This window comes from Citrobacter sp. TBCS-14 (genome assembly GCF_005280805.1).
In the GTDB taxonomy this organism is placed as follows: Bacteria; Pseudomonadota; Gammaproteobacteria; order Enterobacterales; family Enterobacteriaceae; genus Citrobacter; species Citrobacter gillenii.
The window spans coordinates 626,552-643,646 of sequence record NZ_SZWM01000164.1 but is presented as its reverse complement, the minus strand read 5'-3'; the positions used below and the strand labels follow the sequence as shown (position 1 = coordinate 643,646).

The window sequence follows — 17,095 nt, the reverse complement described above, 5'->3', positions numbered from 1 at the left end:
GGTGCACAGAAAGAGGCCTGCCAGGGGGGATACCCCTTAATACTCACTTGTAAAGAATTTAACATTTGTATGATGAGTTAATTTTAAAATCATATTTAAAATCAATTGATTACTGGGTTTTACCCCATCCCACTTAAGGGGTATATAAAATTTAACCTCTCTTTCCCATCCCTGCCTGCCTTGATCGTTATCAATTCCCACGCGCTTTCATAGCGTTACCTTCGCTCTCAATCAAGCAATGTCGATTTATCAGAGAGCCGTCAGGCTCCTACAGGAGACAACCGATGAGTAAATTCCTGGACCGGTTTCGCTACTTCAAGCAGAAGGGCGAAACCTTTGCCGATGGGCACGGCCAGCTTCTCAATACTAACCGGGACTGGGAGGATGGATACCGCCAGCGTTGGCAGCATGACAAAGTCGTGCGATCAACTCATGGGGTAAACTGCACCGGCTCATGCAGCTGGAAAATCTACGTGAAAAATGGTCTGGTGACCTGGGAGACCCAGCAAACCGACTACCCGCGCACCCGTCCAGACCTGCCAAACCACGAACCACGCGGCTGCCCGCGCGGTGCGAGCTACTCCTGGTATCTCTACAGCGCTAACCGCCTGAAATACCCGCTGATGCGTAAACGCCTGATGAAAATGTGGCGTGAAGCGAAAAGACTGCACAGCGATCCGGTAGATGCATGGGCATCCATCATCGAAGACGCCGATAAAGCAAAAAGCTTCAAGCAAGCGCGCGGTCGTGGTGGTTTTGTACGTTCTTCCTGGCAGGAAGTGAATGAGCTGATTGCCGCTTCTAACGTCTACACCGTCAAAACCTACGGCCCTGACCGCGTGGCAGGCTTCTCGCCGATCCCGGCAATGTCGATGGTTTCCTACGCCTCCGGTGCACGCTACTTGTCCCTGATTGGCGGTACCTGCTTGAGCTTCTACGACTGGTACTGTGACCTGCCGCCTGCGTCTCCGCAGACCTGGGGTGAGCAGACCGACGTTCCGGAATCTGCCGACTGGTACAACTCCAGCTACATCATCGCCTGGGGTTCAAACGTTCCGCAGACCCGTACCCCGGATGCCCACTTCTTCACTGAAGTTCGCTACAAAGGGACCAAAACGGTCGCGATCACCCCGGACTACGCTGAAATTGCCAAGCTGTGCGACCTGTGGCTGGCACCGAAGCAGGGCACCGATGCCGCGATGGCGCTGGCAATGGGCCACGTCATGCTGCGTGAGTTCCACCTTGATAACCCAAGCCAGTACTTCACCGACTATGTGCGTCGTTACACCGACTTCCCGATGCTGGTGATGCTCGAAGAGCGTGACGGTTACTATGCGGCGGGCCGTATGCTGCGCGCCGCCGATCTGGTCGATTCTTTGGGCCAGGAAAATAACCCAGAGTGGAAAACCGTTGCCGTCAATACCGACGGCGAGATGGTCGCGCCAAACGGTTCGATTGGTTTCCGCTGGGGCGAAAAAGGGAAGTGGAACCTTGAGCAGCGCGACGGCACGTCCGGTAAAGAAACCGAACTTCAGCTCAGCTTGCTGGGCAGCCAGGATGACATCGCTGAAGTCGGCTTCCCATACTTTGGCGGCGAAGGCACCGAGCACTTCAATAAAGTCGAACTGGAAAACGTTCTGCTGCACAAACTGCCGGTCAAACGCCTGCAACTGGCGGACGGTACTACCGCGCTGGTGACCACCGTTTATGACCTGACCATGGCGAACTACGGTCTGGAACGCGGTCTGAACGATGAAAACTGCGCCACCAGCTACGATGACATCAAAGCATATACCCCGGCATGGGCAGAAAAAATTACCGGTGTATCACGCGCTCAAATCGTGCGTATCGCCCGTGAATTTGCCGATAACGCTGACAAAACGCACGGTCGTTCAATGATCATCGTCGGTGCCGGTCTGAACCACTGGTATCACCTCGATATGAACTATCGCGGATTGATCAACATGCTGGTGTTCTGCGGCTGCGTTGGTCAGAGCGGCGGCGGTTGGGCGCACTATGTGGGTCAGGAAAAACTGCGTCCGCAGACCGGCTGGCAGCCGCTGGCGTTTGGCCTTGACTGGCAGCGTCCGGCACGTCACATGAACAGCACCTCCTACTTCTATAACCACTCCAGCCAGTGGCGTTATGAGACGGTAACTGCGCAGGAACTGCTGTCGCCGATGGCGGATAAGTCCCGCTATAGCGGTCATTTGATCGACTTTAACGTGCGCGCTGAACGTATGGGCTGGTTGCCATCTGCGCCGCAGTTGGGCACCAACCCGCTGTACATTGCCCGTGAGGCGGAAAAAGCCGGGATGACGCCGGTGGATTACACCGTGAAATCGCTGAAAGAGGGTTCTATTCGCTTTGCGGCAGAACAACCTGAAAACGGTAAAAACCATCCGCGTAATCTGTTCATCTGGCGTTCTAACCTGCTGGGCTCGTCCGGTAAAGGTCATGAGTACATGCTGAAGTATCTGCTGGGTACTGAACACGGTATTCAGGGGATGGATCTGGGCAAACAGGGTGGCGTGAAGCCAGAAGAAGTGGAATGGCAGGATAACGGTCTCGATGGCAAGCTGGATCTGGTGGTGACGCTGGACTTCCGTCTGTCGAGCACCTGTCTGTATTCCGATATCGTGTTGCCTACCGCCACCTGGTATGAAAAAGACGACATGAATACATCGGACATGCATCCGTTTATTCATCCGCTGTCTGCCGCTGTTGATCCGGCCTGGGAATCGAAAAGCGACTGGGAAATTTACAAAGCCATCGCCAAGAAATTCTCTGAAGTCTGCGTCGGTCACCTCGGTAAAGAAACCGACGTGGTGACGCTGCCTATCCAGCACGATTCCGCTGCCGAACTGGCGCAGCCGCTGGACGTGAAGGACTGGAAAAAAGGCGAATGCGATCTGATCCCAGGCGTTACTGCCCCGCACATCATGACCGTTGAGCGTGATTACCCAGCAACTTACGAACGCTTCACCTCCATCGGCCCACTGATGGATAAAGTCGGTAACGGCGGGAAAGGGATTGCCTGGAACACCCAGAGCGAAATGGACCTGCTGCGTAAGCTTAACTACACCAAGGCAGAAGGCCCGGCTAAAGGTCAGCCGATGCTGAATACGGCGATTGATGCCGCCGAGATGATCCTCACCCTGGCGCCGGAAACCAACGGTCAGGTGGCGGTGAAAGCCTGGGCTGCGCTGAGTGAATTTACCGGCCGTGACCATACGCATCTGGCACTGAATAAAGAAGACGAGAAAATCCGCTTCCGCGATATTCAGGCGCAGCCGCGTAAAATTATCTCCAGCCCGACCTGGTCTGGCCTGGAAGATGAGCATGTTTCTTACAACGCCGGTTACACCAACGTTCACGAGCTGATCCCATGGCGTACGCTGACCGGTCGTCAGCAGCTGTATCAGGATCATCAGTGGATGCGCGACTTCGGTGAAAGCCTGCTGGTTTATCGTCCGCCAATTGACACCCGTTCGGTGAAAGCCGTGATGGGCGAGAAATCCAACGGCAATCCGGAGAAAGCGCTCAACTTCCTGACGCCACACCAGAAGTGGGGTATCCACTCCACTTACAGCGACAACCTGCTGATGCTGACATTAGGCCGCGGCGGTCCGATCGTGTGGATGAGTGAAGCGGATGCGAAAGATCTGGGTATCGAAGATAACGACTGGATCGAAGTCTTTAACAGCAACGGTTCACTAACCGCCCGTGCGGTAGTCAGCCAGCGTGTCCCGGCCGGGATGACCATGATGTACCACGCCCAGGAACGTATTGTGAATATTCCAGGGTCGGAAATTACCGAACAGCGCGGCGGGATCCATAACTCTGTGACCCGTATTACGCCGAAACCGACGCACATGATTGGTGGTTATGCCCACCTGGCCTACGGCTTTAACTACTACGGAACCGTAGGGTCAAACCGTGATGAGTTCGTGGTGGTCCGTAAGATGAAGAACATTGACTGGTTGGATGGCGAAGGCAATGACCAGGTACAGGAGAGCGTAAAATGAAAATTCGTTCACAAGTCGGCATGGTGCTGAATCTCGATAAGTGCATCGGTTGCCACACCTGTTCAGTAACCTGCAAAAACGTCTGGACCAGCCGTGAAGGGACCGAGTACGCCTGGTTCAACAACGTTGAAACTAAGCCGGGCACCGGTTTCCCGACCGACTGGGAAAACCAGGAAAAATGGAAGGGCGGTTGGATCCGCAAGATCAACGGTAAGCTGGTACCGCGCATGGGTAACAAAGCGCTGCTGCTGGGTAAAATCTTCGCTAACCCGCATCTGCCGGGTATCGATGATTACTACGAGCCGTTTGACTTCGATTACCAGACGCTGCACAACGCTCCGGCTGACAGCAAAGCGCAGCCGATTGCACGTCCACGTTCGCTGATCACCGGCAAGCGTATGGACAAGATAACCAAAGGTCCGAACTGGGAAGACGACCTGGGCGGCGAGTTCGAGAAGCTGTCAAAAGACAAAAACTTCGAGAACATGCAGAAGGCGATGTACGGCCAGTTCGAAAATACCTTCATGATGTATTTGCCGCGTCTGTGCGAGCACTGCCTTAACCCGGCGTGCGTGGCGACCTGCCCAAGCGGTGCCATCTACAAGCGTGAAGAAGACGGCATCGTGCTGATCGACCAGGACAAGTGCCGCGGCTGGCGTATGTGTATTACCGGTTGCCCGTACAAGAAAATCTACTTCAACTGGAAGAGCGGTAAGTCAGAGAAGTGCATTTTCTGCTATCCGCGTATCGAAGCCGGTCAGCCGACCGTATGCTCCGAAACCTGCGTCGGACGTATTCGTTACCTCGGCGTACTGCTGTATGACGCTGACGCCATTGAAAGCGCGGCAAGCACCGAGAACGAGAAAGATCTGTACCAGCGTCAGCTGGACGTGTTCCTCGATCCGAATGACCCGGCGGTCATTGAGCAGGCACTGAAAGATGGTATTCCGCTGAGCGTGATCGACGCGGCCCAGCAGTCTCCGGTGTACAAAATGGCGATGGACTGGAAGCTGGCGCTGCCGTTGCACCCAGAATACCGCACGCTGCCAATGGTCTGGTATGTTCCGCCTTTGTCACCGATTCAGTCTGCGGCTGATGCGGGTGAACTGGGCAGCAACGGTATTCTGCCGGACGTGGACAGCCTGCGTATTCCGGTTCAGTACCTGGCAAATCTGCTGACTGCAGGGGATACGCAGCCGGTGGTACTGGCGCTGAAGCGCATGCTGGCGATGCGTCACTTTAAACGTGCGGAAACCGTTGACGGTAAAGTCGACACCCGTGCGCTGGAGGAAGTTGGTCTGACTGAAGCGCAGGCACAGGAAATGTACCGCTACCTGGCCATCGCGAACTACGAAGATCGTTTCGTGGTACCGAGCAGCCATCGTGAGCTGGCGCGTGAAGCGTTCCCGGAGAAAAGCAGTTGTGGCTTTACCTTCGGCGACGGTTGCCACGGTTCGGACACCAAATTCAATCTGTTCAACAGTCGCCGCATCGATGCTGTCGATGTGACCAGCAAAACGGAGCCGCACCAATGATTGAACTCGTCATTGTTTCGCGTCTGCTCGAGTACCCGGATGCTGCCTTATGGCAGCATCAGCAGGAACTTTTCGATGCACTCGCGTCATCTGAAAACCTGGACAAAGATGATGCCCAGACTCTGGGCGTCTTCCTGCGCGATTTAACCGCGCAGGACATGCTGGACGCACAGTCCCGCTACAGTGAACTGTTCGACCGTGGCCGTGCAACCTCGCTGCTGTTGTTTGAACATGTGCATGGTGAATCCCGCGACCGCGGTCAGGCGATGGTTGACCTGATGGCGCAGTACGAGCAGCACGGTTTACAGCTCGACAGCCGCGAATTACCGGACCATCTGCCGCTGTACCTGGAATATCTGGCGCAGTTGCCGAAGGAAGAGGCGCTGGGTGGTTTGCAGGATATCGCCCCGATTCTGGCCCTGCTCAGTGCTCGTCTGCAACAGCGTGAAAGTCGCTACGCCGTGCTGTTCGATCTGCTGTTGAAACTGGCGAATGCGGCTATCGATAGCGACAAAGTGGCGGAGAAAATTGCGGATGAAGTTCGCGATGATACTCCGCAGGCGCTGGACGCTGTCTGGGAAGAAGAGCAGGTGAAATTCTTTGCCGATCAGGGGTGCGGTGAATCTGAGATCTCCGCTCACCAGCGTCGTTTTGCCGGGGCCGTCGCGCCGCAGTATCTGAATATCACCACCGGAGGACAGCAATAATGCACTTCCTGAATACGTTCTTCTTTGACATCTATCCGTACATTGCGGGTTCTGTCTTCCTGATTGGTAGCTGGCTGCGTTATGACTACGGGCAGTACACCTGGCGTGCGGCATCCAGTCAGATGCTGGATCGCAAAGGGATGAACATGGCGTCAAACCTGTTCCATATCGGGATCCTGGGTATTTTCGCCGGCCACTTCCTGGGGATGTTAACGCCGCACTGGATGTACGAAGCGTGGCTGCCGCTGGAAGTGAAACAGAAAATGGCCATGTTTGCAGGCGGTGCGTCCGGCGTGATGTGTCTGGTCGGTGGTGTATTGCTGCTCAAACGCCGTTTGTTCAGCCCACGCGTGCGTGCCACTACCACCGGCGCGGATATTCTGGTGCTGTCCGTTCTGGTTATCCAGTGTGCGCTGGGTCTGCTGACGATTCCGTTCTCCGCCCAGCATATGGACGGGAGTGAGATGATGAAGCTGGTCAACTGGGCACAGTCCGTGGTGACCTTCCACGGCGGCGCGTCCCAGTACCTGGACGGTGTGGCGTTTATCTTCCGTATGCACCTGGTGCTCGGTATGACGCTGTTCCTGCTGTTCCCGTTCTCGCGTCTGGTACACATCTGGAGCGTGCCAGTCGAGTATTTGACCCGCAAATACCAGATTGTTCGCGCACGTCACTAATCGATTCTCTGCGTCATTGTAAACCCTGCTTCGGCGGGGTTTTTTTATGGCTGTTGCCGGGTGGTGGCGAATACGTTTTATCCGGCCTATGGGGTTTAGCTGTTTAGCTAAGGGTACTACAGGGAAGTGGTAGTGGGGGAAGGATGACTCAGCGCTGCGCGCTTCGCCCTTCGGGTCGTTGCCTGCGGCAACGCTTTCTCGCTATGCTCGAATCGAACCTTAATCGAAGCTTCTCATCCTTCCCGCATGGGCAGAATATGGGGCATTGTGCTTTGATTTAGCTGAGATATCACAGGGGATTGATGGTGGTGGGGGAAGGATTCGAACCTTCGAAGTCGATGACGGCAGATTTACAGTCTGCTCCCTTTGGCCGCTCGGGAACCCCACCAGGGGTAATTCAAATTGTAGGTAATGCTATGAGGATGGTGGTGGGGGAAGGATTATTCGTCGCTTCGCTTCTCACCCTTCCCCGATAAGTGCAAACTTCTGCATTGCTCATCGAGTTAACTACATCGCTGTAGTGAATAATGGTGGTGGGGGAAGGATTCGAACCTTCGAAGTCGATGACGGCAGATTTACAGTCTGCTCCCTTTGGCCGCTCGGGAACCCCACCACGGGGTAATGCTTTTACTGGCCTGCTTCCTTGGGAAGCGGGGCGCATCATATCAAATGACGCGCCGCTGTAAAGCATTCCTTTGCTTAACGTAGATCGTTTGCGTGTTTTTCATCCGTAACGCAGTAAAGCTAATCAATTCATATTATTGGTGATTACAGAATAATCGTTCGGTTACCGTAAACAAAGACTCGCTGGGCCAGAACCTGATACAGCGCACGGCTTAACACATTCTTTTCTACGTCGCGGCCTGCGCGCATCATATCTTCTGCGGTATAGGTGTGATCCACGTGAATCACGTCCTGCATGATGATTGGACCTTCATCGAGGTTATCATTCACATAGTGAGCCGTTGCACCAATGATTTTGACGCCGCGCTCATAAGCCTGGTGGTACGGACGTGCACCAATAAAGGCAGGCAGGAACGAGTGGTGAATATTAATAATCTTATTCGGGAAGCGTGAAACAAATTCTGGCGTCAAGACACGCATATATTTCGCCAACACCACATAATCAGGCTGGTGGGCGTCGATGGCATCGGCCATGTTTTGATCGTGTTCTTCGCGGGTTAATCCTTCATGGCTGACTAGCTCAAAAGGAATATCAAAACGTTCAACCAACGAACGCAGCGTGTCGTGGTTGCCGATTACCGCCGCAATTTCAACATCGAGTCCACCGTAATTGGCTTTCATTAACAGGTCGCCCAGACAATGCGCTTCCTTGGTGACTAAGATAACGATGCGGCGACGGCCTGCTGGCGTAAGTTCGCGAATGGATCCTTCAGGCAGTGCGCTGTCGAGATCGGTCAGCAGCGTGACGTCATTAAAAATGCCTTCCAGTTCTGTACGCATAAAAAAGCGACCGGTACGGTGGTCAACAAACTCGTTGTTTTGCACGATGTTCAGTTCATGCTTGTAACAAATATTGGTGATGCGTGCGATCAAACCTTTTTGGTCGGGGCAGATAGTGCGCAGAACTTTACGTTGTTGTGAATGCATTGCCGGGGTATTCCTGTTGAAAATGTTTGCGTAATAGATGCTGTCGGGCGTGGGTTAGCCGCAGCACTTTTTAAATTTTTTACCTGACCCGCAAGGGCAGGGATCGTTACGGCCAATTTGCGGGCGCGTACCATCAATATAATACCACTGGCCGTTTTCTTTTAAAAAACGAGAGCGCTCAATAATGGCGCCCGTTTTCCCCTGTTCGGAAAACCGCGCCACAAAGCTGACATAGCCGGTATTTTCTGTTTCCGACGTTGCCTGTTCAAAAAGGGTAAGTCCAAGCCATTCGGTATGGGCAAATCCTGCGCTAATCTCATCGCGAAATGCAGCAGCATGACAGTCGGGGTGCCAGGTCTTAATCAGGTAATCTGCGTCTTTCATCACAAAAGCACAGTAACGAGAACGCATGAGGTGTGACGGCGTTGGTGCTACTTGCGCGCCAGACACATAACGGTAGCAACATAGGCTATACTCGACAGCGCTACCACAGGGACAAAGCTGAGACACAAAATACTCCCTGGAATAAAAAAACGGCGTAAAAACGCCACGGTAGCACTATGTTAACTGAGCCGTAGTGATGTTGCTACGTCTGCAAGCCAGGGGAAGTCTGTAGGTACAATGAGAAAAATAAAAATTGGGCTGGCGCTAGGTTCCGGCGCGGCACGAGGCTGGTCGCATATTGGTGTGATTAAGGCCCTTAAACATATGGGCATTGATGTTGATATCGTTGCAGGGTGCTCAATCGGCTCGTTGGTTGGCGCCGCCTATGCGTGTAATAAATTACCCGCCCTCGAGCAATGGGTCTGCTCGTTCAGCTATTGGGATGTTTTACGCCTGATGGATCTCTCCTGGCGCAGAGGCGGATTGCTGCGCGGTGAACGCGTGTTTAATCAATACCGCAACGTCATGCCTGTCGAGTCAATTGAACAATGCCAGCGCCGGTTTGCTACCGTCGCGACGAATCTGAGTACGGGTCGCGAACTGTGGTTTACCGAAGGTGATTTACACCTTGCCGTGCGGGCCTCTTGCAGTATTCCAGGTCTGATGTCCCCGGTTGCACATAATGGTTATTGGCTGGTTGATGGCGCGGTGGTTAACCCTGTGCCGGTTTCGCTGACGCGTGCGCTAGGCGCCGATATCGTCATTGCGGTTGACCTGCAACATGATGCGCACCTCATGCAACAAGATCTGCTCTCCTTTAACGTCAGCAATGATACCGACTCGAGTGATGACGAGCTATCATGGCATGCGCGTCTGAAAGAGCGGTTGAGTAATATCACCGCCAGACGAACGGTCACTGCGCCCACGGCGATGGAGATCATGACCACCTCTATTCAGGTGCTGGAAAACCGGCTTAAACGTAACCGCATGGCCGGCGACCCGCCAGATATTCTAATTCAACCGTTTTGTCCGCAAATATCCACGCTGGACTTCCACCGTGCTGGTGCAGCTATTGCTGCCGGGCAGCTTGCGGTAGAGAAAAAAATGGATGAGTTGCTGCCACTGGTGAAGACCAACATCTAACGCATTTTTTATCAACACTTAAGTCAATTCTGACAGGCGTGAGTAGCAATAGCATGCCACTATTGATTAAAGCCAGTCAGGGGGGAGAATATGACGCAGCCATTGGTCGGAAAACAGATTCTTATTGTTGAAGATGAGCCTGTATTTCGCTCACTTCTGGACTCATGGTTTTCCTCTTTGGGAGCGACAACGGCTGTAGCGGGCGATGGGCTTGATGCGCTGGAATTATTGGGGCGCTTTACACCCGATCTGATGATCTGCGACCTTGCGATGCCGAGAATGAACGGTCTCAAACTGGTTGAATACCTGCGTAACCGTGGCGATCGGACGCCAATCCTAGTTATCTCCGCGACAGAAAATATGTCTGATATTGCCAAAGCACTTCGCCTCGGTGTGGATGATGTGTTGCTTAAGCCGGTGAAAGACCTTAACCGACTACGGGAAACGGTTTTTGCGTGCCTTTACCCCAACATGTTTAACTCGCGCGTTGAAGAAGAAGAGCGGTTATTTCGTGACTGGGATGCGATGGTCGGCGACCCCGCAGCAGCAGCAAAACTGTTACAAGAGCTACAGCCACCGGTTCAACAGGTGATTTCACAGTGTCGCATCAACTACCGTCAACTGGTTGCCGCCGATCAACCCGGCCTGGTCCTTGATATTGCGCCGTTGTCGGAACACGATCTTGCCTTCTATTGCCTGGATGTGACGCGGGCAGGGGATAATGGCGTGCTGGCGGCACTGTTGTTACGGGCACTGTTTAATGGGCTGCTACAAGAGCAACTGGCACATCAGAATCAACGGTTGCCGGAACTCGGTACGCTCCTGAAACAGGTTAATCATCTGCTGCGACAGGCCAATCTACCGGGACAATTTCCGTTGCTGGTGGGTTACTACCATAGCGGTTTAAAAAATTTGGTCCTGGTCTCTGCGGGTCTGAATGCGACCTTAAATACTGGTAGCCACAACGTGCAAATCAGTAATGGTGTTCCGCTGGGAACGTTGGGGAATACGTACCTCAACCAACTAAGCCAACGCTGTGAGTCCTGGCAGTGCCAAATTTGGGGTGCCGGGGGGCGTCTGCGACTGATGTTGTCCGCAGAATGAACAATCGAGAGGCAGGGATTCAAATTGGCTCACCTCCCTGTCTTTTGCAGTGCTACTATCAGCGCCAGATTTATTCGTATTTATCTTAATTATACCGACGCGCGTCCTTTTCAGACCTGAAGCTTGTCGCGGTACTGATATACTCGGATGCGATACAGATTGATGAACACGTTCAATACATGAACAGTCCAGGAGAGTTTTAAATGGCTGCCCTTAATTCGAAAGTCAAAAAAGCCGTTATCCCGGTAGCGGGATTAGGAACCAGGATGTTACCGGCGACCAAGGCAATTCCTAAAGAAATGTTACCGCTGGTTGATAAGCCATTAATTCAATACGTCGTCAACGAATGTATTGCCGCGGGTATCACTGAAATTGTCCTTGTGACTCACTCGTCTAAAAATTCGATTGAAAACCACTTCGATACCAGCTTTGAACTTGAAGCTATGCTGGAAAAACGTGTTAAGCGCCAGTTGCTGGAAGAAGTGCAATCTATTTGCCCACCGCACGTGACGATTATGCAGGTTCGTCAGGGTCTGGCAAAAGGTCTGGGTCACGCTGTATTGTGTGCGCACCCGGTTGTTGGTGATGAACCCGTAGCGGTCATCCTGCCGGATGTTATTCTCGACGAATACGAATCTGATTTATCCCGCGATAACCTCGCCGAAATGATTAGTCGCTTTGATGAAACAGGCAGCAGCCAAATTATGGTGGAGCCAGTAGACGATGTGACGGCTTACGGCGTGGTGGACTGTAAAGGTGTGGAATTAGCGCCGGGCGAAAGCGTACCGATGGTCGGTGTTGTGGAAAAACCGAAAGCCGATGTCGCGCCATCTAATCTTGCGGTTGTAGGGCGTTATGTCCTGAGTGCAGATATCTGGCCTCTGCTGGCAAAAACGCCTCCGGGCGCAGGTGACGAAATTCAGTTGACCGATGCTATCGATATGCTGATTGAAAAAGAAACGGTTGAAGCCTATCACATGAAGGGCAAAAGCCATGACTGTGGTAATAAGCTGGGTTATATGCAAGCGTTCGTCGAATATGGTATTCGTCATAATACCCTTGGCGCTGAATTTAAAGCCTGGCTTGAAGACGAGATGGGTATTAAGAAGTAACATCACGTTATTAATCCGCATGCAACGGCGCTGTTTATCCAGCGCCGTTTTTTTATACCCCTATTGGGTAGGTGTTATGCGAAGTACAGGTAAAAAAAATCCCGCCGTCGGCGGGATTTTAAGCAAACTAATTGTGGATTAATCCTTGATCAGGAAATCGTCCAGCTGTTTACCTTGTTCTTCCATCGCTTTTTTGATTACTGCCGGTGTACGACCCTGGCCGGTCCAGGTTTTCGTTTCACCGTTTTCGTCAACATAGCTATATTTAGCTGGGCGTGCTGCGCGCTTGGCTTTAGCACCGGTTTTAACCGCAGCCATGCTATTCAGCAGTTCGTTCGGGTCAATACCGTCAGCAATCAGCATTTCACGATATTGTTGCAGTTTACGAGTGCGCTCTTCAACTTCAGCAGCGGCAGCGCTTTCTTCTTCGCGACGCTCGCTAACGACAACTTCTAATTTTTCCAGCATTTCTTCAAGCGTTTCCAGAGTGCATTCTCTTGCCTGCGCACGAAGAGTACGGATGTTGTTCAGAATTTTAAGTGCTTCGCTCATTGTAGTAATCTCAAACTTATATTGGGTGGGGTTTGTTGAGCTAATAATAGAGCGATAAATTCAGATGTGCAATAGCCAGGAATGTAAGGAATTCAAAATTGCGCTTTATTTAGTATCTGCATTAATTCATTGTCGTTAAATTTCGTCTGGGAAAGGGCATAAAAAAGGCTTATTGGTGTGGGGGCTACTCTTCAGTCATGCAGGAAAATTCAAGATTCAGGTCACATTTTACAGCACGGTAATTGTATCTGTTTGCAGTAATTTCAACCTTTTGTATTAGTTTTGCTTACGGGAATTCACTATTACAGGGTGTTCGTAGGGGGATTCAATAACATTGAAAGCAAGGTTTCTTTATTGAACTGTGATGATAAGCACCGTTGATGAATTTCAAGGGCACTATTTGTGAAAGAATGTGTATATACCGTCATAAGTCAGATTATTCGAGCATTGGTGGTGTGCATCACTGTGCGATCCATAACTTAAGTCTGTTTCCTGAACCTTACCGTAGTTCGTCATATTTAGGAGGTTGATGAGTGATGCTGACGCGATTTTTTATACGTATGTGGGCGACAACGGTGCGCAGACATGTTTGTGAATTATGATACAATCGCGCCCATATTTATTTACTCAGGTGAGGGCTGACGGTCAATGGCACAGCTATATTTTTACTATTCTGCAATGAATGCGGGGAAGTCGACCGCTTTGCTGCAATCTTCATACAATTACCAGGAACGTGGCATGCGTGCCGTTGTATATACAGCGGAAATCGACGATCGGTTTGGAACAGGGAAAGTAAGTTCACGTATAGGTCTGTCGTCACCTGCAAAACTGTTTAACCAAAATTCATCATTGTTCGAAGAAATTCGCGCGGAGAATGCGCAGCAGAGAATACATTGTGTACTGGTTGACGAGTCACAGTTTTTGACACGCCAGCAGGTTTATGAATTATCCGAGGTTGTCGATCAGCTGGATATTCCGGTTTTGTGTTACGGGTTACGCACCGATTTTCGTGGTGAATTATTTGGCGGTAGCGAATACCTGCTTGCCTGGTCAGATAAATTGGTCGAATTAAAGACTATTTGTTTCTGCGGGCGGAAGGCGAGTATGGTACTACGTCTTGATCAAGCTGGACGACCTTATAACGAGGGAGAACAGGTGGTTATTGGTGGCAATGAACGCTATGTGTCGGTATGCCGCAAGCACTATAAAGAGGCGCAATCTGAGGGCTCTCTGACGGCCATTCAGGAAAGGCACAGCCACGATTAATCTACGCTCGCCTGGGCGCTGTAACGCGCAGGGTAGACCACTGGCCATAAGTCAGAAGTACTACCCTACAATCACCTCTGTAGACCCTTTACGCGCATCCTCCTCCAATCTCCTACGGGCATGTCCATTCACCGCGATGGTCTGCATGAGTTTTTGCGCTGTGAAGGTGAGAATAAATCAGGCGAAAAAAAACGGTCCCCTCAAGGGACCGTTCGACGTGATACTACAGCTTAGATTTATGAATTAAGCGGATTTCTTCGCTTTTTTCTCTGCTTTAGGCGCGGCGGCTGCTTCAGTTTTAGCGGCAGTTTCACCTTCGTTGTATTCGCGACCGTAGAAGGTATCCAGCAGGATCTGTTTCAGTTCAGAAATCAGCGGGTAACGCGGGTTAGCGCCGGTGCACTGGTCGTCAAACGCATCTTCAGACAGTTTGTCAACATGTGCCAGGAAGTCAGCTTCCTGAACGCCAGCTTCACGGATAGACTTAGGAATACCCAGTTCAGCTTTGATCTCATCCAACCATGCCAGCAGTTTCTGGATTTTCGCTGCGGTACGGTCGCCCGGTGCGCTCAGACCCAGATGGTCTGCGATTTCAGCGTAGCGACGACGGGCCTGCGGACGGTCGTACTGGCTGAAAGCAGTCTGTTTAGTCGGGTTGTCGTTCGCGTTATAACGAATAACGTTGCTGATCAGCAGGGCGTTCGCCAGACCGTGAGGAATGTGGAACTGTGAACCCAGCTTGTGCGCCATGGAGTGACATACACCGAGGAAGGCGTTAGCAAACGCGATACCGGCGATGGTCGCTGCACTGTGTACACGCTCGCGAGCTACCGGGTTCTTAGAACCTTCGTGGTAGGACGCAGGCAGGTTTTCTTTCAGCAGTTTCAGCGCTTGCAGAGCCTGACCATCAGAGAACTCAGAAGCCAGTACGGAAACGTAAGCTTCCAGGGCGTGAGTGACGGCATCCAGACCACCGAACGCACACAGTGACTTCGGCATATCCATCACCAGGTTAGCATCGACAATCGCCATATCCGGGGTCAGCGCGTAGTCTGCCAGTGGATATTTCTGACCAGTAGCGTCGTCGGTTACAACCGCAAACGGGGTGACTTCAGAACCGGTACCGGAAGTGGTGGTGACGGCGATCATTTTCGCTTTCACGCCCATTTTCGGGAACTTGTAGATACGTTTACGGATGTCCATAAAGCGCAGCGCCAGTTCTTCGAAGTGGGTTTCCGGATGTTCGTACATGACCCACATGATTTTCGCTGCGTCCATCGGGGAACCGCCACCCAGCGCGATGATCACGTCTGGTTTGAAGGAGTTGGCTAGTTCAGCACCTTTGCGCACAACGCTCAGCGTCGGGTCAGCTTCAACTTCAAAGAACACTTCGGTTTCAACGCCCGCAGCTTTCAGAACGGACGTGATCTGATCAGCATAGCCGTTGTTGAACAGGAAGCGGTCGGTCACGATCAGCGCACGTTTGTGACCATCGGTAATCACTTCATCCAACGCGATTGGCAGTGAACCACGGCGGAAGTAGATAGATTTCGGAAGTTTGTGCCACAACATGTTTTCAGCTCGCTTAGCAACGGTTTTCTTGTTGATCAGGTGCTTAGGACCAACGTTTTCAGAGATGGAGTTACCACCCCAGGAACCACAACCCAGAGTCAGGGATGGTGCAAGCTTAAAGTTGTACAGGTCGCCGATACCACCCTGAGACGCCGGGGTGTTGATCAGGATACGTGCAGTTTTCATCATCTGACCGAAGTGAGCAACGCGTTCTGGCTGGTTGTCCTGGTCAGTGTACAGGCAAGAGGTATGACCGATACCGCCCATAGCAACCAGTTTTTCAGCTTTAACAACTGCATCTTCGAAGTCTTTCGCACGGTACATTGCCAGCGTCGGAGACAGTTTTTCGTGAGCAAACGGTTCGCTTTCGTCGACAACTTTAACTTCACCAATCAGAATCTTGGTGTTAGTCGGCACGGAGAAACCAGCCAGCTCAGCGATTTTGTATGCCGGTTGACCCACGATAGCCGCGTTCAGCGCGCCATTTTTCAGGATGATGTCCTGAACAGCCTTCAGCTCTTTGCCCTGCAGCATATAGGCACCGTGGCTGGCAAAACGTTCGCGAACGGCGTCGTATACGGAATCTACAACCACAACGGACTGTTCAGACGCACAGATTACACCGTTGTCGAAGGTTTTAGACATCAGCACGGAAGCAACGGCACGTTTGATATCTGCTGTTTCGTCGATAACAACAGGGGTGTTACCTGCGCCAACACCGATTGCCGGTTTACCAGAGCTGTATGCTGCTTTAACCATACCAGGACCACCGGTCGCAAGGATCAGGTTAATGTCCGGGTGGTGCATCAGAGCGTTAGACAGTTCAACAGAAGGTTGATCGATCCAGCCAATCAGGTCTTTTGGTGCGCCAGCAGCGATAGCAGCCTGCAGAACGATGTCTGCCGCTTTGTTGGTTGCATCTTTAGCACGCGGATGTGGAGAGAAGATGATAGCGTTACGCGTCTTCAGGCTGATCAGCGATTTGAAGATTGCAGTAGACGTTGGGTTAGTGGTTGGAACGATACCGCAGATGATACCAATCGGTTCAGCGATAGTGATGGTCCCAAAAGTATGGTCTTCGGCTAGGACACCACAGGTTTTTTCATCTTTGTAAGCGTTATAGATGTATTCAGATGCGAAGTGGTTTTTAATCACTTTATCTTCGACAATACCCATGCCAGATTCGGCAACGGCCATTTTCGCGAGAGGAATTCGAGCGTCTGCGGCAGCCAGAGCGGCGGCGCGGAAGATTTTGTCAACCTGTTCTTGAGTGAAACTGGCATATTCACGCTGGGCTTTTTTTACGCGCTCTACAAGTGCGTTAAGTTCAGCGACATTAGTAACAGCCATGATGCTCTCCTGATAATGTTAAACTTTTTTAGTAAATCATCTGCTCGCTACGAG

General features: G+C 51.9%; 12 protein-coding genes, 2 tRNA genes and 1 other RNA gene. 8 read left to right on the top strand and 7 right to left on the bottom strand.

From position 1 onward, the window contains the following. The first annotated feature begins 284 nt into the window (after positions 1 to 284). From FDX22_RS06770 to narI, 4 genes are read left to right on the top strand one after another with little or no spacing between them, the layout of a single operon-like run. Positions 285 to 4,028 carry a nitrate reductase subunit alpha gene (locus FDX22_RS06770; RefSeq protein ID WP_096756785.1) on the top strand — a complete coding sequence of 1,248 codons (3,744 nt, stop codon included), beginning with the start codon at positions 285 to 287 and terminating at the stop codon, positions 4,026 to 4,028. Further along, entirely contained in the window at positions 4,025 to 5,563 is a 1,539-nt protein-coding gene (narH, locus tag FDX22_RS06765) for a nitrate reductase subunit beta (RefSeq protein WP_096756786.1), read from the top strand. The genes FDX22_RS06770 and narH overlap by 4 nt, the downstream gene beginning before the upstream one ends. Continuing rightward, positions 5,560 to 6,270 (top strand): nitrate reductase molybdenum cofactor assembly chaperone, encoded by a 711-nt coding sequence (gene narJ / locus FDX22_RS06760; protein ID WP_096756787.1) that lies wholly within the window; start codon positions 5,560 to 5,562, stop codon positions 6,268 to 6,270. The genes narH and narJ overlap by 4 nt, the downstream gene beginning before the upstream one ends. Then, positions 6,270 to 6,947 (top strand): respiratory nitrate reductase subunit gamma, encoded by a 678-nt coding sequence (narI, locus tag FDX22_RS06755; RefSeq protein WP_115258301.1) that lies wholly within the window; start codon positions 6,270 to 6,272, stop codon positions 6,945 to 6,947. The genes narJ and narI overlap by 1 nt, the downstream gene beginning before the upstream one ends. Positions 6,948 to 7,074: 127 nt before the next feature. Here narI and FDX22_RS06750 read toward each other — a convergent pair. The 5 genes from FDX22_RS06750 to FDX22_RS06730 form a co-directional block, all read right to left on the bottom strand. After that, positions 7,075 to 7,205, bottom strand: a non-coding RNA gene (locus tag FDX22_RS06750) — RtT sRNA. Positions 7,206 to 7,250: 45 nt separating this feature from the next. Beyond that, positions 7,251 to 7,335: transfer RNA gene (locus FDX22_RS06745), tRNA-Tyr, on the bottom strand. Between the two features lie 140 nt (positions 7,336 to 7,475). Continuing rightward, positions 7,476 to 7,560 (bottom strand) — tRNA-Tyr (locus FDX22_RS06740). 155 nt (positions 7,561 to 7,715) lie between these two features. Then, a complete protein-coding gene (gene purU / locus FDX22_RS06735; protein WP_096756789.1) occupies positions 7,716 to 8,558 on the bottom strand; it encodes a formyltetrahydrofolate deformylase in 843 nt (280 codons plus the stop codon). 54 nt (positions 8,559 to 8,612) lie between these two features. Next, on the bottom strand, positions 8,613 to 9,068 hold the full coding sequence (locus FDX22_RS06730) for a YchJ family protein (RefSeq protein ID WP_146716903.1): 456 nt from the start codon (positions 9,066 to 9,068) through the stop codon (positions 8,613 to 8,615). 111 nt (positions 9,069 to 9,179) lie between these two features. Here FDX22_RS06730 and rssA point away from each other — a divergent pair, with 111 nt between their 5' ends. The 3 genes from rssA to galU all read left to right on the top strand — a co-directional run bounded on the left by rssA (position 9,180) and on the right by galU (position 12,301). After that, positions 9,180 to 10,085, top strand: coding sequence for a patatin-like phospholipase RssA (rssA, locus tag FDX22_RS06725; RefSeq protein ID WP_096756791.1), 906 nt, complete (start codon positions 9,180 to 9,182; stop codon positions 10,083 to 10,085). Positions 10,086 to 10,175: 90 nt separating this feature from the next. Next, positions 10,176 to 11,189, top strand: a complete 1,014-nt coding sequence (gene rssB, locus FDX22_RS06720; protein ID WP_096756792.1) for a two-component system response regulator RssB — start codon at positions 10,176 to 10,178, stop codon at positions 11,187 to 11,189. 203 nt (positions 11,190 to 11,392) lie between these two features. After that, complete coding sequence (gene galU / locus FDX22_RS06715) at positions 11,393 to 12,301, top strand: UTP--glucose-1-phosphate uridylyltransferase GalU (RefSeq protein ID WP_135911914.1); 909 nt, start codon at positions 11,393 to 11,395, stop codon at positions 12,299 to 12,301. 138 nt (positions 12,302 to 12,439) lie between these two features. Here galU and hns read toward each other — a convergent pair whose 3' ends face one another. Then, a complete protein-coding gene (gene hns, locus FDX22_RS06710) occupies positions 12,440 to 12,853 on the bottom strand; it encodes a histone-like nucleoid-structuring protein H-NS (protein ID WP_096756794.1) in 414 nt (137 codons plus the stop codon). Positions 12,854 to 13,501: 648 nt separating this feature from the next. Between hns and tdk the strand changes: the two genes are divergently transcribed. Next, a complete protein-coding gene (tdk, locus tag FDX22_RS06705; protein ID WP_115258305.1) occupies positions 13,502 to 14,119 on the top strand; it encodes a thymidine kinase in 618 nt (205 codons plus the stop codon). A gap of 243 nt (positions 14,120 to 14,362) precedes the next feature. On the opposite strand, the gene adhE is transcribed toward tdk, so the two are convergent. After that, positions 14,363 to 17,041, bottom strand: coding sequence for a bifunctional acetaldehyde-CoA/alcohol dehydrogenase (gene adhE / locus FDX22_RS06700; protein WP_096756796.1), 2,679 nt, complete (start codon positions 17,039 to 17,041; stop codon positions 14,363 to 14,365). Positions 17,042 to 17,095: the final 54 nt, after the last annotated feature.